Origin of the sequence: Mycobacterium sp. MAA66 (assembly GCF_041261665.1) — a bacterium.
Classification (GTDB): Bacteria; Actinomycetota; Actinomycetes; order Mycobacteriales; family Mycobacteriaceae; genus Mycobacterium.
The window spans coordinates 311,452-337,414 of sequence record NZ_JBGCCC010000004.1; the positions used below are offsets into that span (position 1 = coordinate 311,452).

The window sequence follows — 25,963 nt, forward strand, 5'->3', positions numbered from 1 at the left end:
ACATAGAGTCGGTGCCATGCGCTTTGGAATGTTCATCCCGCAAGGTTGGCGTCTCGATCTGGTGGGGATACCCACCGAGCAGCATTGGCAGGTGATGCGCGATCTCGCGGCCTACGCCGATGCGGGGGCCTGGGATTCCCTGTGGGTATACGACCATTTCCACACCGTGCCGGTGCCGACCTCCGAAGCCACCCACGAGGCCTGGACGCTGATGGCGGCCTACGCGGCGACCACGTCGCGGATCAAGCTGGGACAGATGTGTACGGCCATCAGCTACCGCAACCCGGTATATCTGGCCAAGGTGGCGGCTACCACGGACATCATCTCCGGCGGCCGGGTGCAGATGGGCATCGGTGGCGGCTGGTACGAACATGAGTGGCGCGCATACGGTTACGGCTTTCCGTCGGCAGGGGTTCGGCTGGGCCGGCTGGACGAGGGCGTGCAGATCATGCGGGACGCCTGGCGCGACGGCGTGGTGAGCTTCGAGGGCAAGCACTATCAGGTGGATGGTGCGATCGTGCAGCCGAAGCCGTTGCAGGACGGCGGTATTCCGCTGTGGATCGCCGGTGGCGGCGAGAAGGTGACGCTGCGGATCGCGGCTCAGTATGCCCAGTACACCAATTTCACCTCGGAAGCGGCCGGCTTCGCGCATAAATCCCAAGTGCTGCAAGAGCATTGCCGTGAGTTGGGGACCGACTACGACGCCATCGTGCGGTCCGCCAACTTCAATGTGGTGGTGGGGGAATCCGATGCCGACGTCCAGGCGCGCATCGCGCGTCTGCGGGAGCGGCAGGTTGCCGTCGCAAACGAGGGTGCGGTCGATGCCATGCTGGGAACCTTGACCGGTCCGGATGCGTCATCTGGCACGACCGAACAGATCACCGAGAAGCTCCGGGCACTCAAAGACCTTGGCTGCGAGTACGCCATCCTGTACTTCCCGGAGGCAGCCTACGACCGCTCCGGGATCGAGGCGTTCGAACGCGAGGTCATCCCAGCGCTGAGCTAACCGCGCGGGTAATTGCCGTAGCTACGAATGATGTCGAAGTCGAACACGAACAAGCCGTTGGTCTGTACGTGTGTGCGGTATTCGGCCAGGGTGTAGGCGCGATCGGACTCGGTGCTCTCGTCGTGTGCCGTCACGTATCCCGCAGACGTGTCGGGATGGCGGGCGTGCATGAGCCGAGCGCTGTGGGTGGCCGCGTCCGGACCGTCCAGGATTGTGGCAACCGCCTCGATGCCGAGCCACAGCGGCGGCGGGCCGAAGACGAACAGCGTGCAGCGGTGGTCACGACGGACGTTGCCGGTACGGACCAGCCCTGGTGCACCGGAGCTGCGGATCCGTCCGTCGACCACCCCCAACTCGACGCGCGCCACGTGCGGGCTGCCGTCGCCGCGCAGGGTGATCATGGCGGCGTCGGGGTGTTCGACGACGAACTGGAGTTCAGGGGTCATGGCACTACCGTGCAGCTTCAACCCGGCTTGAGCGCAAGTGCCGGCCGGGCGATAATGAGGCGTGTCCAGCTTCCCGGTCGACGACGAATTGCTGCCGATAGGTGAGGTGGCGCGCCGATTGGGGTTGCGGCCCTCGGCTATTCGCTATTACGAAGATCGGGGCCTGATCGAACCGACGCAATGGCGCGGAGGACAGCGATGGTTCGACCGCGCCGCAGTTCGGCGATTGGCCGTGATCCAGCTGTGGAAGCAGGCCGGACTGCTCAGTCTCGACGGCATCGCGTCGTTCCTCGCGGGCGATGTGGATGACTGGGCTTCGAGCGTCGATGCGCATATCGAGGCGCTGACTGCCCAGATCGGCCAGCTGGAGCAGGCTCGGGACTTTCTGCGGCATGTCCGGCACCACCACCAGACCACAACCCCGGATGGGTGCCCGCACTACGAGGCACTCCTGGACGAACTCTGCTAACGCTCGACTGAAGTCTCGAGGATGTGGGGCAACTGCTGCAGGAGGTACTCGACGAGTTCGTCGGTGCTCAGCGCGGTTCCGGCGCTCTCGATCGCCATCTCCTCGGCCATCGCCAGCCAGCCCCGCACCTTCAGGGTCTGGAAGGGCGTCGGGTCGGTGATTCCGGCGGCCCCCAGAATACGGTCGGCCATCTCGATGCTGGTGCGGCCGACCGCGGCTGCGATCCGTTCATCGCCACCGGCCGCGCCCCGCACCAGTGCGACGTAGCTGCGGGTGCGGCGGTGGATGAAGGCGACGAAACCGGTGGTGATGGCGCGCAGCCGTTCGGTGCTGGTGCCGGTCTGCGGGTCACCGGATTGGTTGAGGATGCGCCGTGAAGCGGCCTGCACCACCGCGACGTAAAAGTCGGTCTTGGTGTCGAAGTAATGGAACAACAACCCACGGGAGATGCCGGCTTCGGCGGCGACCTGGTCGACGGACAGCTCGTGGATGGGCGTATCGACCAGGAGGCGCAACCCGATGCCGATCAGTTCCGACCGCCGGTCGGTGGCGCTTTTGCGTCGCGTGACCGACGGCTGTGCTGCCTGTGTGGCCTTGACCATGTTTCGGAGATTAGCACTTGTTGAGCAATGCTCAATTAAGGTAGTTTGTTGAGCATTGCTCAATAAGTGATTCGGGAAGGTGTCATGAAGCGATCGAAGATCCTCATCACCGGAGCCAGCTCCGGGCTGGGCATGGGTCTGGCCCGCGAATTCGCCACGCGTGGCGCAACTTTGGCCCTCTGTGCCCGCCGAACCGACCGACTGGAAACGCTTGCCGCCGAGTTGACCGAACTCCATCCGCAGACGCAGGTACACCTGGAGTCCCTCGACGTCACCGACCACGGGGCGGTTTTCGACATCTTCGAGTCGTTCGCCGACGACCTCGGCGGGCTGGACCGGGTCATCGTCAACGCTGGGATCGGCAGCGGCCGGGCGCTCGGTACCGGGGGATTCGACGAAAATCTGGCCACCCTGGAAACCAATCTGATCGCCGGGCTCGCCCAGATCGAGGCCGCCATGGCCATTTTCCGGCGCCAACAGGCCGGTCACCTGGTGGTGATGTCCTCGGTCAGCGCCTTCCGCGGCATGCGGAAGTCGATGAACGCCTACGCCGCCAGTAAAGCCGGACTGGCCATGCTGGCCGAAGGTCTGCGGGGAGAGCTGCAGGGCCGCAGCGCCATCAAGGTCTCGACAATCTATCCGGGCTACATCCGTACCGAACTCAATGAACACGTCACCGACGCACCGAACATGGTCGATGCCGAAACCGGCTGCCGACTGCTGGCCCAGGCGATCGAGAAGGAACCCGACACCGCCGTGGTTCCGGCCTGGCCCTGGCGTCCGATCGCCGTTGCCATGCGCACGCTTCCGCTCGGGCTCGTGAACCGACTCAACTAATCGAAGGAGCATGACATGCTGTTGTCCCCGTCGCCCCGCGGCGCCGAATTAGGCCAGCGGGTAAAGGATTTCATCGACACCGAGATCACGCCGGTGGAGTCCGACTACTTCTCCGAGCTGGCCGAGGCCCGCGAAGCGGGCAAGCAGTGGGAGCAGCTGCCCCGGATGGGGGAACTGCAGGGCAAGGCCCGTGACGCCGGGCTATGGAACCTGTTCCTGCCGGCCGGACACGGCGACCGTTACGCACGGCAATTCGGTACCAGCGGCGGCGCCGGCCTGTCCAACGTGGACTATGCGCCGATCGCCGAGCTGATGGGCCGATCGCTGATCGCGCCGTACGTGTTCAACTGCAACGCCCCTGACACCGGCAACGCCGAGGTGCTGCTGCGCTACGGCAGTCCTGAACAACAGCAGCAGTGGCTGGAACCGTTGCTGCGGGCCGACATTCGTAGTGCATTCCTGATGACCGAGCCCGGCGTCGCGTCGTCCGATGCCACCAACATGGAGGCCACCGCCGTCGTCGATGGCGACCAGCTGATCATCAACGGCACCAAGTGGTGGTCCACGGGCGTCGGTCACGCGGACTGCGAGCTGCTGATCTTCATGGGTCTGACCTACCCGGACGCCCACCGCCATCTTCGGCATTCGATGGTGATCGTGCCGCGCAGCACCGCCGGTGTCGAGGTGGTTCGGATGCTGCCCACCATGGGTTGGTACGACGAGCCTTATGGGCACGGCGAGGTCAAGCTCACCGACGTGCGCGTGCCACTGAGCAATGTCATCGCCGGACCCGGCCGCGCCTTCGAGATCGCGCAGGGCCGGCTGGGACCGGGCCGGGTGCATCACTGCATGCGGCTGATCGGTCTGGCAGAGCATGCGCTGGAACTGGCGTGCCGTCGTGCCCTGTCCCGCAACGCATTCGGCAAGCCGCTGGCGAATCTGGGCGGCAACCGGGAACGCATCGCCGACGCCAGGATCACGATCAATCAAGCGCGGCTGCATGTGCTGCACGCCGCCTGGCTCCTGGACAGTGGCGACCCTGCAGCGATCGGCGCGGTCAGCGAGATCAAGGTAGCCGTCCCGAACATGGCACAGGAGGTCATCGACATGGCAATGCAATTGCACGGCGGCGGTGCGCTGTCCGAGGACTTCCCGCTGGCCCCGGCGTGGCTGCAGGCCCGCGCCATCCGGTTCGCCGACGGTCCCGACGCCGTGCACCGGGGAGTGGTGGCTCGCATCGAGCTGGCCCGCTACCAGGAGGCGGCCTCCCGATGAGTGCCGAGCTGGATCCAGCGCGCGAGGTCCGCGGAGAGGATTCCTTCGACGTCGCTGCGGTCGCGGACTGGCTGCGGGAAAATGCCGGCGATGCAACAGGATTGGAGGACGATCCGGAGGTCAAGCAGTTCACCGGTGGGGTGTCCAACCTGACGTATCTGCTGCGCTACCCGGCCGGACGCGAGGTGATCCTGCGGAGGCCGCCGGCCGGCAGCAAGGCCAAGAGCGCCCACGACATGCGACGCGAATACGACGTACAACGGCTGCTGAAACCGGTTTTCGGCTACGTCCCGGAAATGATCGCGTTCTGCGAAGACCAGAGCATGATCGGGTCGGAGTTCTACGTCATGGAGCGGCTGAACGGCCGCATCCTGCGCGACAACTTGCCCGACGACATGACGCTGTCGGCCGGGCAGGCGCACGACTTGAGCCGGACCTTCATCGACCGCCTTGTCGACCTGCACCAGGTCGATGTCGCCTCGGCAGGGCTGGATACCTTCGGCCGCGGAGACGGTTATGTGGCCCGCCAGGTGGCCGGCTGGTCCGAGCGCTACCGCAGAGCGCGGACCGAAAACGTAGGGTCGTTCGAAAAAGTGATGGCCTGGCTGCAAGCCAACCGGCCCGCGGACCGCGGGCAGTGCTTCATCCACAACGACTATCGGCTGGACAACCTTGTCTTGGACCCCGACGACCCGCTGCAAGTGATCGGCATTCTGGACTGGGAGATGGCCACCGTCGGTGACCCGCTCATGGATCTCGGTGCGGCGCTGGCATATTGGATCGAACCCGGCGACAACGCCCTGGTGCAGAAGTTCCGCAAGCAGCCCAGCAATGCACCCGGCATGATGACCCGAGCCGAGATCGTGGCCTACTACGCCGAGCGCACCGGGCAGGTCATCACACCGCAGCAGTGGCGGTTCTACGAAGTGTTCGGGCTGTTCCGGCTAGCCGTGATCGCCCAGCAGGTCTACTACCGCTTCTTTCACGGGCAGACCACCAACCCCGCCTACAAGCAGCTCCGCCTGGCGGTGCTGATGCTGGACTGGCGCTGTTCGCAGCTGATCGACTCGAGTCCGCTCGGACAGTTACGCGCCATCGCCGGACCCGTGGTGCAGTTGATTCGCTCCTGACCGACCCGCCGACGCTACGGTTTGTGGTATGAAATCGATTGATTTCCAGCAGAACTCGTAGCGTCGGCGCAGTGATCAGTTGGTCGTGTTCGGGGCGGCCAACCCACTCATTGCCGGTTGTCTGGATTCAGAACCGGCCGGCGGCCTCTTCGGCCCCTTTCCGCCGGGATTGGGATCCTCCAGCCCGGTGGCTTGCCCGGTCGCCGGATTGCGCCGGCCCATTGCCGAGGTCTGCCCGGGCATCACGCCGCCGGAGATATCGGGATCCGCGGTCAGTTGCATCGGTTCCGGAGTCCGGACGCCGTACTGCTGCCCGCGCGGGCCGTCGCCCTGCGGCTTGACCACCACGTGGTTCGTCTGCACCCCGAGTTTGTCCCCGGGCATGCCGGCGTGTGATGACTTGGGATCGGCATTGGACCGTGCCGCGGTACCGCCGGAGTCGACCAGGCGAGACGGCGGGGTCAGGGACAGCACGGTCTGAAACCCATAGGCGCCCGGGTAGTAGCCGATGTATCCGGGCGGGCTGTAGATCTGTCCGGTCGGGTCGTTGGGCACCGAGGGATTGGTGTCCGCCGCCGCCTCGGGTGCGCTGAGCATGGCCACGACCAGAGTCCCGACGACAGCGGTGATCTGTAGGTAATGCTTTGTCTTCAACGTCATTTCGTCACACCAGGGTCGGGGTCTGGGCCGTCGTTCTGCGAATCGGGTTCGACATTTCCACCCGATTTGGGCTGGCTGGACTCGCCGCCCAACGGGAGCGCACGTGCGGTCCCGCCGGTCGGGTCTTCGAGACCGCCGCCGGTGAAGCCCACCGGCATCGAGGTCGCCGGCCGCACCCCGCCCGCCGCATCGGTCGCACCGGGCGCGTCCATCGGCACGTCAGCACGGACTCCGGGGACGTTTCCGGTCCACGATCGACGTATCGGTTCCACGCCGAGTTCGTCGCCGGGTAGCCCGAACTCGGATGACCTCAGGTCCGTGTTGGACATCGCCCCGATGCCGGCGGTATCGAGGACGCGTCGTGGTCTCAAGTAGAAGCCGAGGATGTAGGTGTAAGCACCCGGCTGGTGGCCGATCCGGCCGGGCATGTTGTGGTAGGGCAGGCCGTCATAGCCCGGCGGAGGGCCCGGCGGGGGAGGTGCCGGGGCGGCCACCGCGGTAGGTGCGAGGGTCAGCCCCGCACCGAAGAAGGCCGCGATCGCTGCGCCTTTGGCGAGGCGTGACGACGGAGATGCTGCGCGGTGTCGTCCCATGGTCAGATCTTGATCGGGTCGCCGTAGATGGCGTACGAGGAATGCGCATTCGCCGTCGAGACCCGCAGGTACGCGTACGAGCGAACAGTCACGTCACCACCGCAGGCGTCTGCTTTGATGTGCAGATTTGTAATGGCAAGTGTCGCATGCCCACTCGGCGAGAGCGCCATGTTCGACATCGGCAGGTCCACGATGACACCTGGCTCGAGAACGGTCTGCAGATAGCCGGTCGCACCGGCACCCGCGGAGCCAGCGAGCGTACTGCTGGTACCGAGGGTTCCGGTTCCACTCAGGCCGCCGGACACTGCGCCACCCATCTGCAGACCGCTGGATACGTCCGACTGACAGCCGAGTTGGTAGCCGGTGATGAACAGGCTGTCTTGAACCGCGCTGGCGCCACCGACCGTGGCGTTGGCAGTCAGGGTGACGAACGCCTCGCGGGAGTTCACCGCGGCGGCGAGGTTCGGGATCGAGTTGATGACTTCGTTGGAGGTGGAAATGTGGATGCTCAAGCCGTCGGGGGTGACCTGATCGAGATCCTTCGGGGCCATGTCCACGTCTTCGGCAAATGCTGACGGTGCACCGGCCATCGCGACACCGCAGAGCACCGCCGCAATGCCTACATTGCGGATCGCGCGAACGAATCTTGCTGCCATCTTGGGCCTTCCAGGTGATTGCTGAGGATCTACGCGACGTTGCCGGCGCGCTGAGATCAGTCCGTTGTGAGCGAGCCTCATCTAGCTAGAGAGCGGTGAATGAGGTGTCGAATTCGGGTTAACGGAAATCAAACGCGGCAAATGGTGTGGTTACCCGCCATGTCCGGATGGTGGCTCGCCGCCATAGGTGAGAAGTGCAGTCCACGAAGGCTTATCGAGGGTTGATGAGGAAGCGATGCCCTCGGTGAAGTTCGGTGAGCGGTCAGCCCACGAGTGGGTGGACCACGATGGCAGCGGCCGGCAGTCCGGTGACCGCCGCGATGATGGACCTGCCGATGGCCTCGGCTTCGGCGCGGCTGTCGATGTTTGCCAGAACCACGCCGAACGTGGGTATCTCCATGCGCCAACCAGTGCGCCGCCGCTTCACTGTGATGTCGAAATGGCGCGGCAGTTTGGTGACCTCAAGTACTTCGGCGCTGAGTCTGCGACGCACACTGTGGCAGAGCAGGTCGAGCTCGTTCTGCGCGCGGGACATATGGCGGAAGGCTTGCCGCAGACGATGCGACGAGAGGGCGTCGCCGCTGTCCTGGTGATGTGCGATAGCTGCTGCGGTACTGCGGATGTCCGCGGCGATCTGCTCGCGGTGCTCGCCGAGCAATGCTGCGAACAACTCGGCTTGCTTTCGGTCCGCCGCCGACATCGGCAGGCCCGGGCTGGCGGTCCGGTCCGAGACGTGGGCTGCTGCGGCTCGGTTCACTGCACCACCATGACGGTTCTGGGCAGTCGAGGCATCAAGGGTGGCCGCACAGTTGCGTTGCGGTTAACCGCAATTCCCAATCGGTTCCGATGCGTGCCGGACAGGCGGATAGTCGAACCATGGAGAAGATTTCACTGACCGCGTTGGCCCGGCAGCACCTCGAAATTGCCCGGGACGGCAGTGGCGGGCGCAGCGCGCACACGGTCTACGGCGGCCACGAGCATGCCCTGCGGCAGACCCTGATCGCCCTGGCCGACGGCAATGAACTGGCCGAGCACGAAAGTCCCGGCGAGGCCACCCTGCAGGTGTTGCAGGGCCGCGTGCAGCTGGTCAGCGAACAAGCCAGTTGGGACGGCATGGCCGGCGATCACCTGATCATCCCGTCGACCCGGCACAGCCTGCGGGCCCTGGCCGACTCCGTGGTGCTGCTGACTGTCGTCAAGGGCCGCTAGATCGCAGGCCCGAGCAGATCGTCGGCGTCCTTGATGATGTAGCCGTAGCCCTGCTCGGCCAGGAATCGCTGCCGGTGCGCGGCGTACTCGGCGTCCAAGCTGTCGCGGGACACCACCGAATAGAACACCGCGCCGCCGCCGTCGGCCTTGGGGCGCAACAGTCGGCCCAGTCGCTGGGCCTCTTCCTGGCGGGATCCAAAGGTTCCGGAAACCTGGACTGCCACAGAGGCTTCCGGCAGGTCGATGGAGAAGTTGGCCACCTTCGACACCACCAGGGTACGGATCTCACCGGAGCGGAACGCGTCGAACAGCTTCTCCCGCTCGGCGTTCTTGGTCGAACCCTGGATGACGGGTGCATTCAGTTCTTCGCCGAGTTCTTCCAACTGGTCCAGGTAGGCGCCGATCACCAGCGTCGGTTCGTCGGGGTGACGCTCCAGGATGGACTTCACCACCGCGATCTTGGTGTGCGCCGTCGAGCACAGTTTGTAGCGTTCCTCGGGCTCGGCCGTCGCGTAGATCATCCGCTCGTTGTCGGTCATGGTGACCCGGACCTCGATGCACTCCGCCGGGGCGATCCAGCCCTGTGCCTCGATGTCCTTCCACGGCGCGTCATAACGCTTGGGGCCGATCAAAGAGAACACGTCGCCCTCGCGGCCGTCTTCCCGAATCAGAGTGGCGGTCAAGCCAAGTCGACGGCGGGACTGCAGATCGGCGGTCATCCGGAACACCGGAGCCGGCAGCAGGTGCACCTCGTCGTAGATGATCAGGCCCCAGTCCCGGCTGTCGAACAGCTCAAGGTGTTTGTACTCACCCTTGGTACGCCGGGTGATCACCTGGTACGTGGCGATGGTGACCGGACGAATCTCCTTGCGCTCGCCCGAATATTCGCCGATCTCCTCCTCGGTCAGGGAAGTGCGGGCGATCAGCTCGCGCTTCCACTGCCGACCTGCCACGGTATTGGTGACCAGGATCAGAGTGGTGGCACCGGCCTTGGCCATCGCCGCGGCGCCCACCATCGTCTTGCCCGCGCCGCACGGCAGTACCACCACGCCCGAGCCGCCGGCCCAGAACGAGTCGGCCGCCATCTCCTGGTAGTCCCGCAGCTTCCAGCCGTCCTGCTCCAGGGCGATCGGATGTGCCTCGCCGTTCACGTAACCGGCGAGATCCTCTGCGGGCCAACCGATCTTGAGTAGCATTTGTTTGACCCGGCCGCGCTCGGACGGGTGCACGATCACGGTGTCGGCGTCGATCTGCGCGCCGAGCATCGGGGCGATCTTCTTGTTGCGCAACACTTCTGCGAGCACCGCGCGATCCAGGCTCAGCAGGGTCAGCCCGTGCGCCGGATGCTTGACCAGCTGCAGTCGGCCGTAGCGGCCCATGGTGTCGACGATGTCGACCAGCAGCGGCTGTGGCACCGCGTACCGTGAGAACGACACCAGCGCGTCGACGACCTGCTCGGCGTCATGCCCGGCGGCGCGGGCGTTCCACAGGGCCAGCGGTGTGATCCGGTAGGTGTGCACGTGCTCGGGCGCGCGTTCCAGTTCGGCGAACGGCGCGATGGCCGCGCGCGCGGCGCCGGCCTGCTCATGGTCGATCTCCAGCAGGACGGTCTTGTCCGATTGGACGATCAGCGGGCCGTCAGTCATCCGCGGTCCACTCCGTTACTCGCTGCCCAGTCATGGTGCTCCAGACTCATTCGGTCCATTATCCAGACTCGGACGACACCACCGAGGTGATGCGGTGGATCGCGAACTCACGGACCCTGCCGGCCGTCGGATCGTAGGCGGTCAGCTGGCCGCCGCGCACGTTCACCGGTGACACCACCCGCTGGGCCGCGACCCCGGCCGCGTCGACGTAACCGATCACCACCGATGCCTGCATCAGCGCCGCCTCGGTCAACAGTGAGATCGCGGTCGCCGGGTCCAGCCGTCCACCCGCGGCCATCCGACCGGACTGGCGCAGTACCGCGACGATCGCGCCGAGCGTCTTCACCGGCGGCGTCCCCGGGTGCCGGTATCGACGACGGTGCAGCGGTGCCGGCACCCGCACACCCCGCGGCCGGATGTCCACGATAGCGCCGGCCGAATCCTCGGCGGCGGGTGCGAAGCCGGCCCGCCGCAATGCCGCGAGCACCTCCGAGATCGGGGCTTGCGATACCGCGACGGTGGGCGCCAGGGCCCGCATGTCCAGATGTTCGAGCAGCGGCGAGGCCACCGCCTGCGTCAGCAGCACCGGATCCTCGCATCGCACGAACGAGGCGGCCATGCCCACCCGAAGCTGACCGTGCCGGCGGGCGACATCGTCGATCAGATAGGTAAGACCTTGGGGCACTGACGTTTTGGAATGCCGACCGAACAGTGCGTGCAACTCGCTGGCGGTCTTGCCGGTGTCCAGGGCACGCCGGACGGAGGCTTCGCTGACCCGGTACACCATGGCTGCGCCCGCGGACTCGACATCGGCGACGACGGCCAGCTGTTCGGCCAGATCGCGCTGCAGCGGGCCGGGCACCACCACGGTCAGGTCGGCCTGGACCAGGAAGTGATCGATCGGGTCGGGCAGCACCTTGGCCAGTGCCGCGACCATGGCCTCTTCGTTGTCTTCGGTCAGCAGCAGCCGCATCGGGCCGGCGAGTGCGCCGCGGCCGAGCAACCCCAGTGCATGGGCCTCGGTGAGCAGGTCGTCGACCGGCTTCGGCTGCAGTCGGGCCGCCCATCGGGGGCGGTGCCAGAGCAGCGCGGCGGAGGCCGTCAAGGTGTTGTTCACCGAGCTGCCCGGCGGTAGGTCGGCCAGCATCGTCACCAGCAGCCGCCGGTCCAGTGGCGCAGCGGTCGAGTACAACGCAGGGGTCAATGCCGCATAGGGTTTGCCGTCCGGCCCGCGTTCGCCGATCAGACCGGGCCGGGACGGCAGCTCGAACCAGGTCGACACCAGCAGGTGCCACCGCGCCGCGGTGCTGGATTCCAGGAAACGGTCGGTGGCTACGGTCGGTGCCCAGTACGGGCCGGGGTCGTCCAGCCATTCGGCCTCACCGGACGCGATCAACCCGGCGCCGACGGCCACCTCGAGGACCAGGGCCAGTCGACGCTCGTCGATGCCGGTCACCTTGGTCAGCCGCTTGGCTTCCCGAACGCCCAGGCCACCGCTGCGCAGTTCGGGAACCGGTGTGGCGGAAAGTGTTTCGAGGACCAGCTCGACCTCGCGCAGAATGTCGATGGCAGCCCCGGCGGCGGCCGCGTCGACGTCGCGTTCGGCCAGCACCGGCAGATCCGATCCCGGCGGTGTCAACTCGGTCGGGCCCGGCGTCTGACCGCGCAGCAGCTGACCGACCAGCCGGGGCAGCAGCACCGTCTCGTCGTCGAGCCGGCGCAACAGACCGGCGGCGATCAGCTGGGGAACCGGGCGCTGCACGGGAGTGTCAGGTGCGGCTTCCCGGGTGCGGCCGATGGGTGAGCCGTCCGCCAGACGTTCCAGCAGCTCCCGCTGGGTGGGGTCGACGGTCGCCAATGCCGCGTCGAGGCCCTGGAGGTCGGTGCTCTCCAGGGTGACCTGACCCGGCTGCCAGGGCAGGCAGGATGCGGCCTCCGAAACCGTGCGGATGGTGTCGGCGCCCCACACCAATCCTCGGGCGCGCAGGTCATCGACTGCGGCGGTCAAAGCCGCTTCATCGGTGCGGTCGCGCAGCGTGCCGACCAGCTCGGAGTTGGGCACCGGCGCCCTGTCGGCATGCAGCGTCAAGAGCGCGTCGAGTACAGCGAGGTGCAAAAAGTCCAGGTCATCGGTGGCGGCTTTGACCGATTGCCGGGACTGGGCCCGAGCGGCCAACGCCGCCAGCGTGGCCGGCGGCGGCTGGGTGAGATCGGGCCGAGCCTGCAGCAAGTGCACCAGCTGCTCATCGGACAAGTCGGCCAACCAGGAGCCCAGTTGCGCGCCCGGGGAATGATCGGTCATTGCTGACCAGCGTAAAGCAGGAGCCGTATTCCTCCTCGCGTCCGGGAAGCCCGAGCTCGCCAGCGGACGCCGGGCCTGCCACAATGTCATCCGTGGCTGAGAAGAGCAAGAACCACTACGTCGACAACGGCTGGCCTGAGGTGAACGGTCACGACGACCACGCCGTCAGCGAGCTGGCAACGGACCGCACCGGTGCACTCTCGCCATTCGGCGATTTGGAGTTCCCCGTGCCGGCCGAAACGCTGCCATACACCCACCCGGTCACCGTCATCAACAAGTAGTCATGGGACTTTCGCACCTGGACGATTCGGGTGCGGCCCACATGGTCGATGTGACCGGCAAGGACGCCACCCGGCGCAGCGCAGTTGCTGCCGGAGTGTTGCGTACCCGCGCCGACGTCGTCGACCTCATCACCAGCGGTGGCCTGCCCAAGGGCGACGCGCTGGCGACCGCCCGCATCGCCGGGATCATGGCGGCCAAGCGCACCAGCGACCTCGTCCCGCTGTGTCATCCGCTGGCCCTCACCGGTGTCGACGTGGACTTCGACGTGCACAGCGCGCACATCGCGATCACGGCCACCGTGCGCACCACTGACCGCACCGGCGTCGAGATGGAAGCTCTGACTGCGGTCAGCGTCACCGCACTCACGCTTTACGACATGATCAAGGCCGTTGACCCGGCCGCCCGCATCGACGACATCCGGGTGCTGCGCAAAGAGGGCGGCAAGACGGGCACGTGGACGAGGTGACGCGCAGTGCCCGCGTCATCATCGCCTCGACCCGGGCGGCCGCCGGGGCCTACCAGGACCGCACCGGACCATCGATCGTGGCGTGGCTCGCCGACCGCGGATTCGACGTCGCCGGTCCGGTTGTCGTCCCCGACGGTGAACCGGTGGGTGTGGCACTGCGCGCGGCCGTAGACGACGGCGTCGCGATTGTGCTCACCTCCGGTGGCACCGGCATCTCGCCCACCGACGCCACCCCGGAAGTGACGGCGGCGGTCCTCGATTATCAGATTCCGGGGCTGGCCGACGCCATCCGGCGGGCCGGCCTGCCGAAGGTCCCGACCTCTGTGCTGTCCCGCGGGGTGTGTGGGGTAGCCGATCGCACTTTGATCGTCAACCTGCCGGGTTCGCCCGGCGGGGTGAAGGACGGACTCGGCGTGCTGTCCGAGGTGCTGGACCACGCGCTGGACCAGCTCGGCGGGAAGGATCACTGATGATCGTGTTGCGGGCCGAGCTCAGCGAATCGCCGATCGTGGTGGCCGAACACGAGGCGCTCGTCGACCATCGTGCGGCGGGGGCGGTGGTGAGCTTCTCCGGGGTGGTGCGCGACCACGACGGCGGACGGTCGGTGACCCACCTGGAGTACTCGGGGCATCCGTCGGCTGAGCAGACCCTGGCCGAGGTGGCCGCCGAAGTAGCCGCGTCGTGCACGGGCGTGCGGGCGATCGCCGTCAGTCACCGGATCGGCGTCCTACAGATCGGTGACGCCGCCTTGGTTGCGGCGGTATCGGCCGATCATCGCGCGGCAGCGTTCCACACCTGCGCGCTGCTCGTCGACACCGTCAAGGCGCGGCTGCCGGTGTGGAAACACCAGTTCTTCGCCGACGGGACCGACGAATGGGTCGGCTCGGCCTGAGACCGCGGTCCCGACGACAAAAAATGCCGCCCCGGAATTGGGGCGGCATTTTTTGTTGCGTCGTCAGTTGGCGGGAGCCGGTGCAGCAGGCGCGTCGACCGGGCCGGGCGCCGGAGCGGCCGGGGCACCCGGTGTGTTCGGCGGTGCCGGGATCGAGCCCGACGGAGATCCCTCCATCATCGAGCGCTGCGAGGCCACGGCCAGCAACGCGTCGCGACCAGAGATGTCCTGGTTCTGTACGGCGTGCCAAAGCTGCTTGAGGTAGCTCACGTTCGGGCTGGAGCCGGAGTCGTCGCCCTGATCCATGGTGGCGCCGGGCGGCAGGTTCTGCGGGCTCGCCAGGTGCGGCACACCGTCCGGAGTGGCCTGAGCGCCGGCAGCGATCGGCGTGGCAACCGGGGCGGCACCGGGAGCAGTTTGGGGGGCCGCGGCGGGCTCCGGAGCGTCGGCGGCAGGCGCCGGGGGCGCCGGCGGCAGGTCCTGCGGCGCGCCGACATGCAGTGCCCAACCCTCACCCTGCGCGATGGGCGCCGGGCCGTTGCTGGTGTCCCAGCTGGCTGCTTGGATGGTCGGGCCGACGGGGGCGTCCGGGGCCGGAGCGTCGGAGACGTTGACCACTGCCGGAGCGGGCGGCAGCGGCGCGTCCATGGGCGCGGCGTCGGGAGCCGGGGCGTCGGGGGCCGGGGGAAGAGGAGCTGCATCGGCCGGGGGAGCGGGCACCGGGGCATCCATCGGTGCGGCGGCGTCGGGAGCCGGGGCGTCGGGAGCCGGAGCGTCGGGGGCCGGAGCGTCGGCGGCGTTGACCTTGTTGTCCATCGGCTCGGACTTGGTCACGTTGCGCGGCGACGAGCCGGACAAGCCGTGTCCGCAGACCGGCCAGGCGCCGCGGCCCTGGCTGGCCAGCACGCGCTCGGCGACCGCGATCTGCTCATCCTTGGAGGCCATGTTGGCCGCGGGGGCGTATTCACCGCCACCGTGGGCGGACCAGGTACCCGGCGAGAACTGCAAGCCGCCCTGGTAACCGTTGCCGGTGTTGATAGCCCAGTTGCCGCCGGATTCGCAGCGTGCGACCTGATCCCATTCGCCGTCGGTCGCGGCTGCGGCCTGACCGGCGAGGGCGAGGCTGCCGCCACCGAGTACCGCGCCGGTTACGGCGATCTTGGCGACGCTGACAGTAGAGGTAGTGGGCTTGCGGTGCCGTCCACTCATAAGAAAGGCATTCCTCTCGTCAACGCCTGCGAGGTCAGCTGTCGGGTTCGGGCTGGAGAGGTTGCCCGGCCTGGGTCGTTTCCGACTCTGGCTTCACCCCAAGGAACTTGCGTTCCTGGTCCTGCGATTCGGTGGACCGGTGGGTCCCCCGCCTCCATCCACGGTGTTTGTGGTTGACCATGCCCGGCGGATGGAGCTCGGCGTTTCGGGTATGGCTGGCCACTCTCAAGTGGCTCAGGCCATGACGGTATCGGCTCATGCGGTATCCGTCACCTTGGGCGGTTTTCGGCGTTTCAGCCTCCGGCAAATTATGAGAGAGCGTTAAAGCCGCTGGATGTTCGGGCGTTTTCGCAGGTATATACGGCGTGCCACCGGCTCGTGGCCAGTCCGTAACCGTTTTGTTATGTGACGCAAATCACGATCATCCGCCGGCGAAGGGCGGTAACACATCGAGCGTCTGGTTTGTTCGGAGAGCGTCGTCCCGGTTGCGGACAGCGACGCCGTCGCGAAGGAACGAGCAGCGTGCGAGCACTTTGGCCACATGCGCACCACGCGTACCAATAGAGTCCACGAGTTCGCGGATCGTCGTGCCATCCGAGAGATGCAACGTTTCGGTCTCGATTCCGGTGGCGGCCTGTGCGGCCGCGAAATACCGGACCGTGACGTCGATCTGGCTCACCTCATCCACCGATGGCGCTCATCGGGCGGTCCGGCTGAACGAAGCCGGGCTCGTTGATGCCGTGACCGGCCGGTTTGGCCCACATCGCGTCCTGCCATGCCTGCACCAGGGCGTCGTCGTCCGCGCCGCTGCGGATCAGCCCGCGCAGGTCGGTCTCCTGCCGGCTGAACAGGCAGCTGCGCACTTGGCCGTCGGCGGTCAACCGGGTCCGGTCGCAGGCACCGCAGAACGGCGTCGACACCGACGCGATGACGCCGACGGTGCCCCGCCCGCCATCGACCTGCCACAGCTCGGCGGGAGCCGAACCGCGCGGAGCCGGGTCCGGGGTCAACTGGAATCGGCTGTGCAGCGTCGCGAGGATGGCGTCGGCGGTCAGTGTCTGACCGCGTCGCCAGAGGTGGCCGGCATCCAACGGCATCTGCTCGATGATCCGCAGCTGGTAGCCGCGATCCAGACAGAACTCCAGGAGCGCCACCGCATCGTCCAGCCCGGTTTCTGGGTCCAGTACGGCATTGACCTTGACCGGTGTCAGCCCGGCCGCGGCGGCTCCCTCGAGCCCGGCGAGGACGTCGTTCAACCGATCGCGCCGGGTGACGCGGGCGAACCGCTCGGGATCGACCGTATCGAGTGACACGTTCACCCGGTCCAGGCCCGCACGCTTGAGCGCCTCGGCACGGGCCGCAAGTCCGATCCCGTTGGTGGTCAAGGCAATCCGTGGACGCGGAGACAACGCTGCCGCGGCGGACACCGCTTCTTCCAGATGTGGCGCCAGCAGAGGCTCGCCGCCGGTGAACCGGATGTTGGTGATGCCGAGCCGGTGTACCGCCAGACCCAACAGGCGGACCAGTTCGTCGATGCGCAGTAATTCCGGCTTCGGCAGCCAGGACAGCCCCTCGGCGGGCATGCAATAGGTGCACCGCAGATTGCACCGGTCGGTCAGAGACACCCGCAGATCGGTGGCGGTTCGGCCGTAGGAGTCACGCAGCGTCATCGGGAGTTCCCGAATGCGGGCCCGGATGTCGGGATCGAGTCAACCGGCACGATCTGCTTGCCCAGCGGCATCAGCGAGACCGGGATCAATTTCAGGTTGGCCAGGGCCAGTGGAATGCCGACGATGGTGAGGGCTTGGGCGATCGCGGTGACGATGTGGCCGAGCACCAGCCACCAGCCGCACAGGACGATCCAGAGGACATTGCCGATCAGGGCGCCGGGCCGCGGACCGGGCTTGTCGATGACGGTCTGGCCGAACGGCCACAGGGCGTAGAGGCCGATCCGGGTGGCCGCGACGCCGAACGGGATGGTGATGATCAGTACGAAACAGACCAGTGCCGCAAGGAAATAGCCGAGTGCCAGCCACAGGCCGCCGAAGATCAACCAGATGATGTTCAGGACCAACCGCATGTTTCCTCCAGCCGTTTCCTCACCCTACCCAGTAATGGGGATGCTGCCGATCTTCGTAGCCGAGTAAGATCTACAGCCAACGCGTCCTGCCCATGTGGGGCGCTTCTGTTATGTGACCAGATGTGTAGAGCGAGCGGGTGAGACCAGTGCCGACCGGCCGGGTTAAGTGGTATGACACCGAGAAGGGCTTCGGCTTCCTGTCCCAGGAAGAGGGCGAGGACGTATATGTGCGGTCCTCTGCTCTGCCCGACGGGGTCGAGGGGCTCAAGGCGGGCCAGCGTGTCGAGTTCGGCGTGGCTGCCGGTCGTCGCGGCCCGCAGGCGTTGAGCCTCAAACTCATCGACCCGCCGCCCAGCCTGGCGCGCACCCGTCGGGAGTCGACGGCGCCGGAGCACAAGCACACGCCCGACGAATTGCACGGCATGGTGTCGGACATGATCACGCTGCTCGAGGACGCGGTCCAGTCGGAGTTGCGACGTGGTCGCTACCCCGACCGCAAGACCGCTCGCAAGGTGTCCGAGGTGGTCAAGGCTGTCGCGCGGGAGCTCGACGCGTAGGGCCGCGCCCGCCGAACGTTGGCCTGTGTTCGAGGATCCATTGATTTCTCGCACACAAGCCAACGTTGGACGGGAACACTGGGGTTGTGACGTACGTCAATCCCGGTACCGAGTACACCCGCGACACGAACTACCTCACCAGCCGGATTACCCGCGACGGAAGTGACGGGTATCCCGTCGAGCCCGGCCGGTACCGGCTGATCGTCGCGAGGGCATGTCCATGGGCGAACCGCGCGATCATCGTGCGCCGCCTGCTGGGTCTCGAAGACGTGCTCTCCATTGGCTTTTGCGGCCCGACGCACGACCAGCGCAGCTGGACCTTCGACCTGGACCCCGGCGGCATCGACCCGGTACTGAAGATTCCGCGGTTGCAGGATGCCTACTTCAAACGGGTACCGGGCTATCCGAAGGGCATTACGGTGCCGGCGATCGTCGACGTGCCCTCCGGAGCAGTGGTGACCAATGACTTTCCTCAGATGACCCTGGATCTATCCACCGAATGGATCGACTATCACCGTGACGGTGCTCCGCGTTTGTATCCGGAACACCTGCGCACCGAGATCGACGAGGTGGCGCGCCGGGTGTACACCGAGGTCAACAACGGGGTGTATCGCTGTGGGTTCGCCGGGTCACAGCAGGCCTATGACGCCGGCTACGACCGGCTGTTCACGGCGCTGGACTGGCTCACCGAAAGACTCAGTGAGCAAAGGTATCTGGTGGGCGACGCCATCACCGAGGCCGACGTGCGGCTGTTCACCACCCTGGCCCGGTTCGACCCGGTCTATCACGGCCACTTCAAATGCAACCGGTCCAAGCTTGCCGAGATGCCCGTGCTGTGGGCCTACGCCCGAGATCTGTTCCAGACACCGGGTTTCGGCGACACCGTCGATTTTGTGCAGATCAAGCAGCACTACTACATCGTGCATGCCGACATCAACCCCACGCAGATCGTGCCGAAAGGACCCGAGCTGGCCAACTGGCTCACTCCGCACGGTCGGGAAGTGTTGGGCGGCAGACCTTTTGGTGATGGCTGTGCACCCGGACCGGTCCGCGAGGCCGAACGGGTGCCGGTCGGTCACGGCGCCTGAGGCGGACGCCCGAGCGTCAGTTCCAGTTGGTCCGGACCGACCACTCCGCGTGTGGAACCGGTCCCTCACTGCCGTTGGCGTCGCGCACCATGGTCAGCAGTTGCACGGCGAACCCGAGTAGTCGCCCGTGGTTGGGGTCGAGAGTCGGGATGGTCATGGTCATCCGGGTGTTCGGTCGGATCCATTTCATCTGTGCCAGTGGTGAATCCTCGTATGCCAGCTGCAGGACCCACGGTGCACGCGCGATCTGTTCGGGAACCGAAAGCTGAACGGGGTGACGGGAATTCACCGTCAGCTCGCCCCATACCGCCGGGACTATGCACTTGTCGAGGTTGAGCACCTCGCAATAGCTGTACGGACCGACCCGGGTCAGTTGGCCATTGCTGAAGGCGCTGATCTGGGGCAGGTTGGGCCCGTAGCTGCGGGACATCCGCCAGATCAGGACGCCGGTGCCGGTCGTCGCCACCAATGCGACAGCAGCCAGCATCGCGACAATTCGTTTCATCTCTATCCTCTGGGCGCAGACGCGAAATTCGGTCTGGGCCCCTCCTTTTCGGCGAACACCGGACGGTTACCGCCCAGGCCCGGTATCAGTGACGCACCGTTGTAGCTCACCAGGGTCTGGGCCAGGCCAGGGATGAGCACTGCGGTGACGGCGGTGAAGCCTATCGACAGATCGGTGTAGATCAGTACACCGATGGCCCCGCCGATCACCCAGGCCAACTGCAGTACGGATTCGGACCGCCCGAACGCTGATGCGCGCGATTCTTCCGGCAGGTCGTCCTGCAGGGAGGCGTCCAGCGAGGCCTTCGAGATTGCGGACGCCGACGAGGTGATCAGCGCGGCGATCGCAGCCATCAGGAGGTTGCCACTCACCGCGGCCACCAATGCCGCCGCGGTGACGATCACGGTCGTCCAGACCACCAGTCGGGCGGGGTGACCCAGCTTGATGCGGGCACTGGCGATGTTCCCGGCGAACGTGCCGATGCCCGCCGCAGCGCCGATGAGGCCGAGGATCTTCAGCTGCTCCACGGCGCTGGCGTCTTGATGTGATTTCGCGACGAACGCCGGATACAGGAACAGGAAGCCCACCAGAACCTTCATCGTGCAGTTGCCCCACAATGAGGTGATGATGTTGCGACCCAACGGTTGTCGCGGCGCCTTGCCATGGGGTTGGCGACGGAGCTTCTCGGTGGGCGCGTGATAGGACAGTGTCGCGGGGACCTCGCCCTCGGTGACCTCCACCCATTTGGGGATGCGCATCGACAACACCGTCCCGGCCACGGTGACCGCCAGGACGACGTACAGCGCGCCGGGAAAATGGATGAGCCCGAGTAGGTACTCACTGGCCGCTGCGATACCACCGCCGAGTGTCGTACCGCCCAGCAGACCGAAGGTGGTCAGCCGGGAATTGACCCGGACCAGGTCGATGGTCGGTGGCAGCACCCGTGGTGTCATGGCGCTGCGCAGTACGCTGAACGACTTGGAGAGCACCATCATGCCGAGCGCGCACGGATACAGAATCCACGGCGGATACGTGCTGTTGGTGCCGTCGAAGTTCGCGATGAGAATCAGCGCCAGCACGGTGCGCAACGCGAAAGAGCCCGCGAGGGCGACCCGGCGGCCGTGCTGGAGCCGGTCCAGCGCGGGTCCGATGAGCGGAGCGATGACCGCGAACGGGGCGATGGTGATCAACAGGTAGAGGGCGACCTTGCTCTTGGACTCACCGGAGGCCGCGGCGAAGAACAGGGTATTGGCCAAGGCGATGCCCATTGCGGCGTCGACTGCGTTATTGGCGACCACTGGCCAGGTCAGCGCCGTCAGCCCGGATTTGTCCGCGCCGTCGGCGGTGGCTGCGCGCTGCACGAAGTCGTACATCTTCGAGCCCATTTCCCGGCTGCGCTGGGCCGCGGCACGGGTGACGGTGACCTTCTCGCTGCGGCCCGCGCCGGTCGACCGACGCTCGTGGTCGGGCCCGTAATGCTGTGTGCGTCCGGACCTGTCGTCAAGTGGCGGCAGCCAGCGGTTGGAACTGGAGGACGGCTGGCGGGGCGGCCGGTGGAAGTCGCCATCGCTCGGGTAGTTGGCCATGCCGGGGTGTTCGTCCGGCTGGCCGCGGGGTGGGCGCGGCGGGTAGTAGCGCGGATCCCCGGAAGCGGAATCCCTCCCGCTGCGCGACGACCCATTCATGACGATGATTGTTCCCCATCGCGCTGACAGCGGCCCGCAGGTGGCCGGTGTGGCCATGTCGACAGGGGCTCAGGCAGTATTGACCACGATGGACACGCCCACTGACACCGAGTCGACCGCCCCGATCGAGTCGACCTCGCCCGATCTTGCCGCGATCTTGACCGCTGCCGTCGAGCAGGCGCGCGCCGCGATCATCGAATTCAGCGGCGCGGGTGTGGTCGGCGAGTACCTAGGTGCCAGCCTGGACGATCCGGCCGCCGTCACCCACCGATTCCTCGCGGTCATGCCCGGCTACCAGGGCTGGCAGTGGGCGGTCGTGATCGCCGGCTATCCCGGCGCCGACCACACCACGATCAGTGAGGTGGTCCTGATTCCCGGACCTAACGCAGTACTGGCCCCGCAGTGGGTGCCCTGGCAGGACCGCGTCCAACCGGGTGATCTGACACCTGGGGATCTGCTGGCCCCACTGGCCGACGACCCGCGCCTGGTGCCCGGCTACCTGGCTTCCGGCGATGCCGAGGTCGACGAGGTCGCCGCGGAGATCGGGTTCGGCCGCCGCCAGGTACTCAGTGACTGGGGCCGTGCCGATGCCGCCCAGCGCTGGTTCGACGGTGATTACGGGCCTGCGTCGCCGATGGCTCGGTCGACCCGCCGGGTGTGCCGGGACTGCGGATTCTTCATCCCGCTTTCCGGTGCATTGCAGACGGTGTTCGGCGTGTGCGCGAACGAAATGTCGGCTGACGGCCGCGTCGTGGCCGGGGAGTACGGCTGCGGTGCGCACTCCGACACGCCGCCGCCGGCTCCCATCGGTTCGCCGATGTACGAGCCGTACGACGACGGCATGGTCGAATTGGGCTGAGGCCCGCTACCAGGCGCCTTCGGCCGCGGTCTTGATGCGGACGAGCGAGGTGTTCATGCCGGCCACGAGTTCCTGCTCGAAGGTCGGCACCCCACCCATGAACCGATCGATCAACGTGCCGGAGATCGGCTTGACACCGTTCTCGGCGTGCCGGCTGGCGGTCAGCTTGGTGCCCTCACCGGCAGGTTCCAGCTCGTAGGACCACTCAGTGCCGTTCTCGTTGATCCGGAACGCCAGCTTGCGCTCGGGTTCGAATGTGGTGATGGTCGCGGTGGTGGGCCAGAACATCAGGCCGCGGCGATTCAGGTTGGCGGTCTTGGTGCCGACCTGAACGGGGCCGAATGCCTTCATCTTCCGGCACTGCGGGCTCCACTTGGGCATGTTCTTGAGGTCGGAAACCAGGGCCCAGACCTTCGCCGCAGGAGCGTCGATGGTGATGTCTGTCTGCAACAGGGGGGCTTCGCCAGCCACGGTGTCTCCTAGTCGTCGGTGAGCAGTCCGCGTTGGGCACCCCGAGAACCCCGGCGTGCCGCTCTGCGCTGCCACAGGAATATAGATGTGCCGACTACCCCGACACCGAGGCCGGCAACGGTCACCGGCCGCCAGTCGTGCAGGGCCGGCACCGCGAATGCCAGGACCAGTGCCACCAGCCAGCCCACTGCGATGGCGACGATCACCGGGCGCGGGTCCAGCAGACGGCCGGGCAGCGCTGGGGGTTCGGGCGTTGCCTGCGGTTGGGGTGTCGGGGTGACCATCATCGCTAAACGTAGCCGATCGGTCGGTACGCTATGTCGTCGTGACGGACGTCGACGAGCGCTTGGCCAATGACTTGTCGTTGGCCGTCATGCGATTGGCGCGGCAGCTCCGGTTCCGTCGTCCCGATTCCCCGGTGTCGCTGACCCAGCTGTCGGCCCTGGCCACGCTGGCCCAGAACGGTCCGATGACCCCGGGCGCGCTGGCCGTGCGGGAGCGGGTCCGGCCGCCTTCGATGACCCGCGTGATCGCGTCGCTGGTCGACCTCGGTTTCGTGGAGCGCAGTGCGCACCCCGACGACGGCCGGCAGGTACTGGTGTCGGTATCGCCCGAGGGCACCGAGCTCTTCGAGGCCGAGAAGTCTGCCAGCCGGGAATGGCTGCAGCGGCGGCTCGATGAACTGCGTCCGGAGGATCGCCTGACTCTGTTGGCCGCCGCGGACCTGATGTTCGCGATGATCAACGAGAGCCCGTGACGACGGTCGGAGGGCAGGAGCGGAGCGACCGGGGAATCGGCATCGGAGGGCAGGAGCGGAGCGACCGGGGAATCGGCATCGGAGGGCAGGAGCGGAGCGACCGGGGAATCGGCACAGTTATCGATGTTGATGATCCGGCGGATTCGCGGCTCGACGACTTCCGGGATCTGAACAGCGTCGATCGACGGCCGGACCTGCCGTCTGGCAAGGGCTTGGTGATCGCCGAGGGTGTGTTGGTGGCCCAGCGCATGCTGGCTTCCCGTTTCTCGCCGCGCGCATTCCTCGGCACGGATCGTCGGCTGACCGAACTGGCTGATGATCTGCTGACCACCGATGCGCCGTTCTACCGGGCCACTGCCGAGGTGATGGCCGAGGTGGTCGGGTTCCACCTCAATCGCGGAGTGCTGGCCGCGGCGGCCCGCCCGCCCGAGTTGTCGGTCGCCGAGGTGCTGGCCGGGGCGCGGACGGTGGTGGTGCTCGAAGGCGTCAACGACCACGAGAACCTGGGGTCGATCTTCCGCAACGCAGCGGGGCTGAACGTCGATGCGGTGGTGTTCGGCGCCGGCTGCGCCGACCCGCTGTACCGTCGCGCGGTGCGGGTGTCGATGGGCCATGCCCTGTTGGTGCCGTATGCTCGCGCCGAATCCTGGCCGGGTGATCTGAAGCTATTGCGGGACAACAATTTTCGCCTCGTCGCCATGACCCCTGGGGAAGGTTCGGTGCCGTTGGCGCAGGCCTTGGACGAGCTCGGCGCCGAGAAGGTCGCGGTGCTGGTCGGTGCCGAAGGCCCAGGGCTGACCGAGCACACCATGAGGGCCTGCGACGTGCGGGCCCGGATCCCGATGTCGCGGGGCACCGACTCGCTGAATGTGGCCACTGCCGCTGCGTTGGCGTTCTACGAACGTGCCAGGCAGGCAGGTTAGATTGGCTCCGATGACACCGACCCGGACCCCATGGGGCACTGGCCTGGCCGTGGCCGGATTCGTTGCCGCAGTGGTCGCCGCCGGGATCGTCGTGCTCAGCTTGGGTTTGACCCGCGTGCATCCGCTATTGGCTGTCACGCTCAACCTGATTGCCGTGGGTGGTTTGGCGCCGACAGTGTGGGGCTGGCGGCAGCGGCCCGTGTGGCGCTGGTTCGTCCTCGGCAGCGGCGCCGGGGTGGCGATCGGCTGGCTGATGACGCTGGCGTTCGCGTTCGCTCAGTAAGTCAGCCGGGCCGGCTGGTGGCCGTCAGCCCTGCACGCTGGAGGACCGCACGCCCAGCAGGACGTCCTCCCAGCCGGGAACCTCGGCCTTGCGCTTGCGCGAGCGCTGCTTGGGCGCAGCGGGCGCGGCAGCAGCGGGCGGGGTATCGGTAGCCGCGGCAGGCTCGACCACCGGCGCGGCCTGCACTTCAGGCTCCACCGCAGCAGTGGCAGCGGGTAGGGTCGGTTGAACGATTGGCTCGACCACCGGCGCCGGCTGGGGCGCAGGTGTCGGAAGCGGCGCAGGCGCAGCTGCCGGCGCCGGGCTCATCGCGACCACGGGCGCCGTTTCGCGTACCGGCGCGGGAGCGGGGCTGGGTGCCGGAGCGACGATCGCGGGCTCTTCGAAGATGAGCTGGGCGACCGGGGCGACGGAGCGCAACGCCGGACGGGTGTAGTTCGGGTCGATCAGCTCGGCGGCTGCGTCGTCGAAGGCGCTCGCGGTGCCGCCGTGTGATCCGGGGGCGAACCGGAAGTGCGCGACGTTGTCCGACCGGCCGGCCTTCCACGCCAGCTGCACGGTCCAGCGGCTGTCCTCGTTGCGCCAGGCATCCCACGAGGTGCTGTCGGGGTCCAACCCGCGGGAGATCAGGGCACGCGTGACGGTTTCCAGCAGGGTCAGCACCGACGGGCCGTCGGCCAGGATCGGGTGTGCCGCGGTCGCCAGCTCGGCGGCGCGGCTGCGCTCGAGCAGAACCGGGTGGGCGAACCGCAGGATTCGTTCGGTATCCACACCGGCGGCCGCGGCGAGTTGCTCGACCGAGGCACCGGCCCGAATGCGGGCCTGGATCTCGCGGGGCCGCAACGCGGGCGGAGTCGGCGCTTCGACGTCGAGCTGCGTCTGGTTGCTCAACGCCCGGTCGCCGCGGGTGGCGGCTTTCAGTCGATCGTCGACGCGCAAGGTGAATTTCTCTGCGGAGTCGGCAGTTTCGCAGACGATGCGTGTGCCGTCGACGTCCAGTCCGACGACCTTGAGTTCCCGCATTGGCGACCTCCTAGGCGCGGCTTAGCCGCTGACCCTACTGTGTTATCGACTC

Annotated in this window: 33 protein-coding genes and 1 riboswitch; of the genes, 16 read left to right on the top strand and 17 right to left on the bottom strand. The window is 66.9% G+C overall.

Annotation, left to right across the window (positions count from 1 at the left end):
• Positions 1 to 16: 16 nt before the first annotated feature.
• Positions 17 to 1,006: an LLM class F420-dependent oxidoreductase gene (locus ABIA30_RS15830; protein ID WP_370066945.1), complete on the top strand. Its 990-nt coding sequence runs from the start codon at positions 17 to 19 to the stop codon at positions 1,004 to 1,006.
• Here ABIA30_RS15830 and ABIA30_RS15835 read toward each other — a convergent pair.
• Positions 1,003 to 1,452: a pyridoxamine 5'-phosphate oxidase family protein gene (locus ABIA30_RS15835; RefSeq protein ID WP_370066947.1), complete on the bottom strand. Its 450-nt coding sequence runs from the start codon at positions 1,450 to 1,452 to the stop codon at positions 1,003 to 1,005. The genes ABIA30_RS15830 and ABIA30_RS15835 overlap by 4 nt on opposite strands.
• Positions 1,453 to 1,513: 61 nt before the next feature.
• Here ABIA30_RS15835 and ABIA30_RS15840 point away from each other — a divergent pair, with 61 nt between their 5' ends.
• A complete protein-coding gene (locus ABIA30_RS15840; protein WP_370066949.1) occupies positions 1,514 to 1,921 on the top strand; it encodes a MerR family transcriptional regulator in 408 nt (135 codons plus the stop codon).
• On the opposite strand, the gene ABIA30_RS15845 is transcribed toward ABIA30_RS15840, so the two are convergent.
• Positions 1,918 to 2,523 (bottom strand): TetR/AcrR family transcriptional regulator, encoded by a 606-nt coding sequence (locus tag ABIA30_RS15845; RefSeq protein ID WP_370066951.1) that lies wholly within the window; start codon positions 2,521 to 2,523, stop codon positions 1,918 to 1,920. The genes ABIA30_RS15840 and ABIA30_RS15845 overlap by 4 nt on opposite strands.
• 84 nt (positions 2,524 to 2,607) lie before the next feature.
• Between ABIA30_RS15845 and ABIA30_RS15850 the strand changes: the two genes are divergently transcribed.
• The 3 genes from ABIA30_RS15850 to ABIA30_RS15860 are packed head-to-tail and all read left to right on the top strand — an operon-like array spanning position 2,608 to position 5,765.
• Complete coding sequence (locus ABIA30_RS15850; RefSeq protein ID WP_370066953.1) at positions 2,608 to 3,360, top strand: SDR family oxidoreductase; 753 nt, start codon at positions 2,608 to 2,610, stop codon at positions 3,358 to 3,360.
• Between the two features lie 15 nt (positions 3,361 to 3,375).
• Complete coding sequence (locus ABIA30_RS15855; RefSeq protein WP_370066955.1) at positions 3,376 to 4,635, top strand: acyl-CoA dehydrogenase family protein; 1,260 nt, start codon at positions 3,376 to 3,378, stop codon at positions 4,633 to 4,635.
• Complete coding sequence (locus tag ABIA30_RS15860; RefSeq protein WP_370066957.1) at positions 4,632 to 5,765, top strand: phosphotransferase family protein; 1,134 nt, start codon at positions 4,632 to 4,634, stop codon at positions 5,763 to 5,765. Before ABIA30_RS15855 ends, ABIA30_RS15860 begins: the two co-directional genes overlap by 4 nt.
• A 75-nt stretch (positions 5,766 to 5,840) precedes the next feature.
• Here the strand turns inward: ABIA30_RS15860 and ABIA30_RS15865 are convergent, their stop codons facing one another.
• From ABIA30_RS15865 to ABIA30_RS15880, 4 genes are all read right to left on the bottom strand, one after another.
• Positions 5,841 to 6,362 (bottom strand): hypothetical protein, encoded by a 522-nt coding sequence (locus ABIA30_RS15865; RefSeq protein WP_370067126.1) that lies wholly within the window; start codon positions 6,360 to 6,362, stop codon positions 5,841 to 5,843.
• Positions 6,363 to 6,421: 59 nt separating this feature from the next.
• Positions 6,422 to 7,018 carry a hypothetical protein gene (locus ABIA30_RS15870; RefSeq protein WP_370066959.1) on the bottom strand — a complete coding sequence of 199 codons (597 nt, stop codon included), beginning with the start codon at positions 7,016 to 7,018 and terminating at the stop codon, positions 6,422 to 6,424.
• Positions 7,019 to 7,020: 2 nt separating this feature from the next.
• Positions 7,021 to 7,674: an MspA family porin gene (locus ABIA30_RS15875; RefSeq protein WP_370066961.1), complete on the bottom strand. Its 654-nt coding sequence runs from the start codon at positions 7,672 to 7,674 to the stop codon at positions 7,021 to 7,023.
• Between the two features lie 262 nt (positions 7,675 to 7,936).
• Complete coding sequence (locus ABIA30_RS15880; RefSeq protein WP_370066963.1) at positions 7,937 to 8,431, bottom strand: hypothetical protein; 495 nt, start codon at positions 8,429 to 8,431, stop codon at positions 7,937 to 7,939.
• Between the two features lie 119 nt (positions 8,432 to 8,550).
• Here ABIA30_RS15880 and ABIA30_RS15885 point away from each other — a divergent pair, with 119 nt between their 5' ends.
• On the top strand, positions 8,551 to 8,883 hold the full coding sequence (locus ABIA30_RS15885) for a cupin domain-containing protein (protein WP_370066965.1): 333 nt from the start codon (positions 8,551 to 8,553) through the stop codon (positions 8,881 to 8,883).
• Here the strand turns inward: ABIA30_RS15885 and ABIA30_RS15890 are convergent.
• On the bottom strand, positions 8,880 to 10,529 hold the full coding sequence (locus ABIA30_RS15890) for a DNA repair helicase XPB (protein ID WP_370066967.1): 1,650 nt from the start codon (positions 10,527 to 10,529) through the stop codon (positions 8,880 to 8,882). The genes ABIA30_RS15885 and ABIA30_RS15890 overlap by 4 nt on opposite strands.
• 58 nt (positions 10,530 to 10,587) lie before the next feature.
• The gene (locus tag ABIA30_RS15895) at positions 10,588 to 12,831 is read right to left on the bottom strand and encodes a helicase-associated domain-containing protein (RefSeq protein ID WP_370066969.1); all 2,244 of its coding nucleotides are present in this window, start codon (positions 12,829 to 12,831) and stop codon (positions 10,588 to 10,590) included.
• An 83-nt stretch (positions 12,832 to 12,914) separates the two neighbouring features.
• On the opposite strand from ABIA30_RS15895, the gene ABIA30_RS15900 reads away from it, so the two are divergent.
• From ABIA30_RS15900 to ABIA30_RS15915, 4 genes are read left to right on the top strand one after another with little or no spacing between them, the layout of a single operon-like run.
• Positions 12,915 to 13,112 (top strand): hypothetical protein, encoded by a 198-nt coding sequence (locus tag ABIA30_RS15900; RefSeq protein WP_370066971.1) that lies wholly within the window; start codon positions 12,915 to 12,917, stop codon positions 13,110 to 13,112.
• A gap of 2 nt (positions 13,113 to 13,114) precedes the next feature.
• Positions 13,115 to 13,579: a cyclic pyranopterin monophosphate synthase MoaC gene (gene moaC / locus ABIA30_RS15905; protein ID WP_370066973.1), complete on the top strand. Its 465-nt coding sequence runs from the start codon at positions 13,115 to 13,117 to the stop codon at positions 13,577 to 13,579.
• Complete coding sequence (locus ABIA30_RS15910; protein ID WP_370067128.1) at positions 13,576 to 14,049, top strand: molybdenum cofactor biosynthesis protein B; 474 nt, start codon at positions 13,576 to 13,578, stop codon at positions 14,047 to 14,049. Before moaC ends, ABIA30_RS15910 begins: the two co-directional genes overlap by 4 nt.
• Positions 14,049 to 14,471: a molybdenum cofactor biosynthesis protein MoaE gene (locus tag ABIA30_RS15915; RefSeq protein ID WP_370066975.1), complete on the top strand. Its 423-nt coding sequence runs from the start codon at positions 14,049 to 14,051 to the stop codon at positions 14,469 to 14,471. Before ABIA30_RS15910 ends, ABIA30_RS15915 begins: the two co-directional genes overlap by 1 nt.
• A gap of 63 nt (positions 14,472 to 14,534) precedes the next feature.
• Here ABIA30_RS15915 and ABIA30_RS15920 read toward each other — a convergent pair whose 3' ends face one another.
• The 4 genes from ABIA30_RS15920 to ABIA30_RS15935 all read right to left on the bottom strand — a co-directional run bounded on the left by ABIA30_RS15920 (position 14,535) and on the right by ABIA30_RS15935 (position 17,760).
• The gene (locus ABIA30_RS15920) at positions 14,535 to 15,680 is read right to left on the bottom strand and encodes a transglycosylase family protein (RefSeq protein WP_370066977.1); all 1,146 of its coding nucleotides are present in this window, start codon (positions 15,678 to 15,680) and stop codon (positions 14,535 to 14,537) included.
• Positions 15,681 to 15,688: 8 nt separating this feature from the next.
• A riboswitch (cyclic di-AMP (ydaO/yuaA leader) is annotated at positions 15,689 to 15,893 on the bottom strand.
• Positions 15,894 to 16,101: 208 nt separating this feature from the next.
• Positions 16,102 to 16,359 (bottom strand): MoaD/ThiS family protein, encoded by a 258-nt coding sequence (locus ABIA30_RS15925; protein WP_370066979.1) that lies wholly within the window; start codon positions 16,357 to 16,359, stop codon positions 16,102 to 16,104.
• A 1-nt stretch (position 16,360) separates the two neighbouring features.
• Positions 16,361 to 17,350, bottom strand: coding sequence for a GTP 3',8-cyclase MoaA (gene moaA, locus ABIA30_RS15930; protein WP_370066981.1), 990 nt, complete (start codon positions 17,348 to 17,350; stop codon positions 16,361 to 16,363).
• On the bottom strand, positions 17,347 to 17,760 hold the full coding sequence (locus tag ABIA30_RS15935) for a YccF domain-containing protein (protein WP_370066983.1): 414 nt from the start codon (positions 17,758 to 17,760) through the stop codon (positions 17,347 to 17,349). The genes moaA and ABIA30_RS15935 overlap by 4 nt, the downstream gene beginning before the upstream one ends.
• 146 nt (positions 17,761 to 17,906) lie before the next feature.
• Between ABIA30_RS15935 and ABIA30_RS15940 the strand changes: the two genes are divergently transcribed.
• Both ABIA30_RS15940 and ABIA30_RS15945 read left to right on the top strand, forming a co-directional pair.
• The gene (locus tag ABIA30_RS15940) at positions 17,907 to 18,317 is read left to right on the top strand and encodes a cold-shock protein (protein ID WP_370067130.1); all 411 of its coding nucleotides are present in this window, start codon (positions 17,907 to 17,909) and stop codon (positions 18,315 to 18,317) included.
• 86 nt (positions 18,318 to 18,403) lie between these two features.
• On the top strand, positions 18,404 to 19,405 hold the full coding sequence (locus tag ABIA30_RS15945; RefSeq protein ID WP_370066985.1) for a glutathione S-transferase family protein: 1,002 nt from the start codon (positions 18,404 to 18,406) through the stop codon (positions 19,403 to 19,405).
• 16 nt (positions 19,406 to 19,421) lie between these two features.
• Here ABIA30_RS15945 and ABIA30_RS15950 read toward each other — a convergent pair whose 3' ends face one another.
• Together ABIA30_RS15950 and ABIA30_RS15955 are read right to left on the bottom strand one after the other, a co-directional pair.
• Positions 19,422 to 19,910: a DUF2771 domain-containing protein gene (locus ABIA30_RS15950; protein ID WP_370066987.1), complete on the bottom strand. Its 489-nt coding sequence runs from the start codon at positions 19,908 to 19,910 to the stop codon at positions 19,422 to 19,424.
• A 2-nt stretch (positions 19,911 to 19,912) separates the two neighbouring features.
• Complete coding sequence (locus ABIA30_RS15955) at positions 19,913 to 21,595, bottom strand: MFS transporter (protein WP_370066989.1); 1,683 nt, start codon at positions 21,593 to 21,595, stop codon at positions 19,913 to 19,915.
• A gap of 88 nt (positions 21,596 to 21,683) precedes the next feature.
• Here ABIA30_RS15955 and ABIA30_RS15960 point away from each other — a divergent pair, with 88 nt between their 5' ends.
• Positions 21,684 to 22,454: a DUF3027 domain-containing protein gene (locus tag ABIA30_RS15960; protein ID WP_370066991.1), complete on the top strand. Its 771-nt coding sequence runs from the start codon at positions 21,684 to 21,686 to the stop codon at positions 22,452 to 22,454.
• 6 nt (positions 22,455 to 22,460) lie between these two features.
• On the opposite strand, the gene ABIA30_RS15965 is transcribed toward ABIA30_RS15960, so the two are convergent.
• Positions 22,461 to 22,925 carry an SRPBCC family protein gene (locus tag ABIA30_RS15965; protein WP_370066993.1) on the bottom strand — a complete coding sequence of 155 codons (465 nt, stop codon included), beginning with the start codon at positions 22,923 to 22,925 and terminating at the stop codon, positions 22,461 to 22,463.
• Between the two features lie 8 nt (positions 22,926 to 22,933).
• Positions 22,934 to 23,212, bottom strand: coding sequence for a DUF2530 domain-containing protein (locus ABIA30_RS15970; RefSeq protein WP_370066995.1), 279 nt, complete (start codon positions 23,210 to 23,212; stop codon positions 22,934 to 22,936).
• A 38-nt stretch (positions 23,213 to 23,250) separates the two neighbouring features.
• Here ABIA30_RS15970 and ABIA30_RS15975 point away from each other — a divergent pair, with 38 nt between their 5' ends.
• The 3 genes from ABIA30_RS15975 to ABIA30_RS15985 all read left to right on the top strand — a co-directional run bounded on the left by ABIA30_RS15975 (position 23,251) and on the right by ABIA30_RS15985 (position 24,888).
• Complete coding sequence (locus ABIA30_RS15975; RefSeq protein WP_370066997.1) at positions 23,251 to 23,682, top strand: MarR family winged helix-turn-helix transcriptional regulator; 432 nt, start codon at positions 23,251 to 23,253, stop codon at positions 23,680 to 23,682.
• A gap of 107 nt (positions 23,683 to 23,789) precedes the next feature.
• Positions 23,790 to 24,605 (top strand): TrmH family RNA methyltransferase, encoded by an 816-nt coding sequence (locus ABIA30_RS15980; RefSeq protein WP_370067132.1) that lies wholly within the window; start codon positions 23,790 to 23,792, stop codon positions 24,603 to 24,605.
• A gap of 10 nt (positions 24,606 to 24,615) precedes the next feature.
• Positions 24,616 to 24,888 carry a DUF2537 domain-containing protein gene (locus tag ABIA30_RS15985; protein WP_370066999.1) on the top strand — a complete coding sequence of 91 codons (273 nt, stop codon included), beginning with the start codon at positions 24,616 to 24,618 and terminating at the stop codon, positions 24,886 to 24,888.
• A gap of 24 nt (positions 24,889 to 24,912) precedes the next feature.
• Here the strand turns inward: ABIA30_RS15985 and sepH are convergent, their stop codons facing one another.
• On the bottom strand, positions 24,913 to 25,911 hold the full coding sequence (gene sepH, locus ABIA30_RS15990) for a septation protein SepH (protein WP_370067001.1): 999 nt from the start codon (positions 25,909 to 25,911) through the stop codon (positions 24,913 to 24,915).
• Positions 25,912 to 25,963 lie beyond the last annotated feature (52 nt).

Bases quoted from the DNA above. Each gene is read 5' to 3' on its own strand.
- ABIA30_RS15830 (WP_370066945.1), top strand. From the start codon at position 17: ATGCGCTTTGGAATGTTCATCCCGCAAGGTTGGCGTCTCGATCTGGTG.
- ABIA30_RS15835 (WP_370066947.1), bottom strand. From the start codon at position 1,452: ATGACCCCTGAACTCCAGTTCGTCGTCGAACACCCCGACGCCGCCATG.
- ABIA30_RS15845 (WP_370066951.1), bottom strand. From the start codon at position 2,523: ATGGTCAAGGCCACACAGGCAGCACAGCCGTCGGTCACGCGACGCAAA.
- ABIA30_RS15850 (WP_370066953.1), top strand. From the start codon at position 2,608: ATGAAGCGATCGAAGATCCTCATCACCGGAGCCAGCTCCGGGCTGGGC.
- ABIA30_RS15855 (WP_370066955.1), top strand. From the start codon at position 3,376: ATGCTGTTGTCCCCGTCGCCCCGCGGCGCCGAATTAGGCCAGCGGGTA.
- ABIA30_RS15860 (WP_370066957.1), top strand. From the start codon at position 4,632: ATGAGTGCCGAGCTGGATCCAGCGCGCGAGGTCCGCGGAGAGGATTCC.
- ABIA30_RS15865 (WP_370067126.1), bottom strand. From the start codon at position 6,362: ATGCTCAGCGCACCCGAGGCGGCGGCGGACACCAATCCCTCGGTGCCC.
- ABIA30_RS15870 (WP_370066959.1), bottom strand. From the start codon at position 7,018: ATGGGACGACACCGCGCAGCATCTCCGTCGTCACGCCTCGCCAAAGGC.
- ABIA30_RS15875 (WP_370066961.1), bottom strand. From the start codon at position 7,674: ATGGCAGCAAGATTCGTTCGCGCGATCCGCAATGTAGGCATTGCGGCG.
- ABIA30_RS15885 (WP_370066965.1), top strand. From the start codon at position 8,551: ATGGAGAAGATTTCACTGACCGCGTTGGCCCGGCAGCACCTCGAAATT.
- ABIA30_RS15890 (WP_370066967.1), bottom strand. From the start codon at position 10,529: ATGACTGACGGCCCGCTGATCGTCCAATCGGACAAGACCGTCCTGCTG.
- ABIA30_RS15895 (WP_370066969.1), bottom strand. From the start codon at position 12,831: ATGACCGATCATTCCCCGGGCGCGCAACTGGGCTCCTGGTTGGCCGAC.
- ABIA30_RS15900 (WP_370066971.1), top strand. From the start codon at position 12,915: ATGTCATCCGTGGCTGAGAAGAGCAAGAACCACTACGTCGACAACGGC.
- moaC (WP_370066973.1), top strand. From the start codon at position 13,115: ATGGGACTTTCGCACCTGGACGATTCGGGTGCGGCCCACATGGTCGAT.
- ABIA30_RS15915 (WP_370066975.1), top strand. From the start codon at position 14,049: ATGATCGTGTTGCGGGCCGAGCTCAGCGAATCGCCGATCGTGGTGGCC.
- ABIA30_RS15920 (WP_370066977.1), bottom strand. From the start codon at position 15,680: ATGAGTGGACGGCACCGCAAGCCCACTACCTCTACTGTCAGCGTCGCC.
- moaA (WP_370066981.1), bottom strand. From the start codon at position 17,350: ATGACGCTGCGTGACTCCTACGGCCGAACCGCCACCGATCTGCGGGTG.
- ABIA30_RS15935 (WP_370066983.1), bottom strand. From the start codon at position 17,760: ATGCGGTTGGTCCTGAACATCATCTGGTTGATCTTCGGCGGCCTGTGG.
- ABIA30_RS15950 (WP_370066987.1), bottom strand. From the start codon at position 19,910: ATGAAACGAATTGTCGCGATGCTGGCTGCTGTCGCATTGGTGGCGACG.
- ABIA30_RS15955 (WP_370066989.1), bottom strand. From the start codon at position 21,595: ATGAATGGGTCGTCGCGCAGCGGGAGGGATTCCGCTTCCGGGGATCCG.
- ABIA30_RS15960 (WP_370066991.1), top strand. From the start codon at position 21,684: ATGGACACGCCCACTGACACCGAGTCGACCGCCCCGATCGAGTCGACC.
- ABIA30_RS15970 (WP_370066995.1), bottom strand. From the start codon at position 23,212: ATGATGGTCACCCCGACACCCCAACCGCAGGCAACGCCCGAACCCCCA.
- ABIA30_RS15985 (WP_370066999.1), top strand. From the start codon at position 24,616: ATGACACCGACCCGGACCCCATGGGGCACTGGCCTGGCCGTGGCCGGA.
- sepH (WP_370067001.1), bottom strand. From the start codon at position 25,911: ATGCGGGAACTCAAGGTCGTCGGACTGGACGTCGACGGCACACGCATC.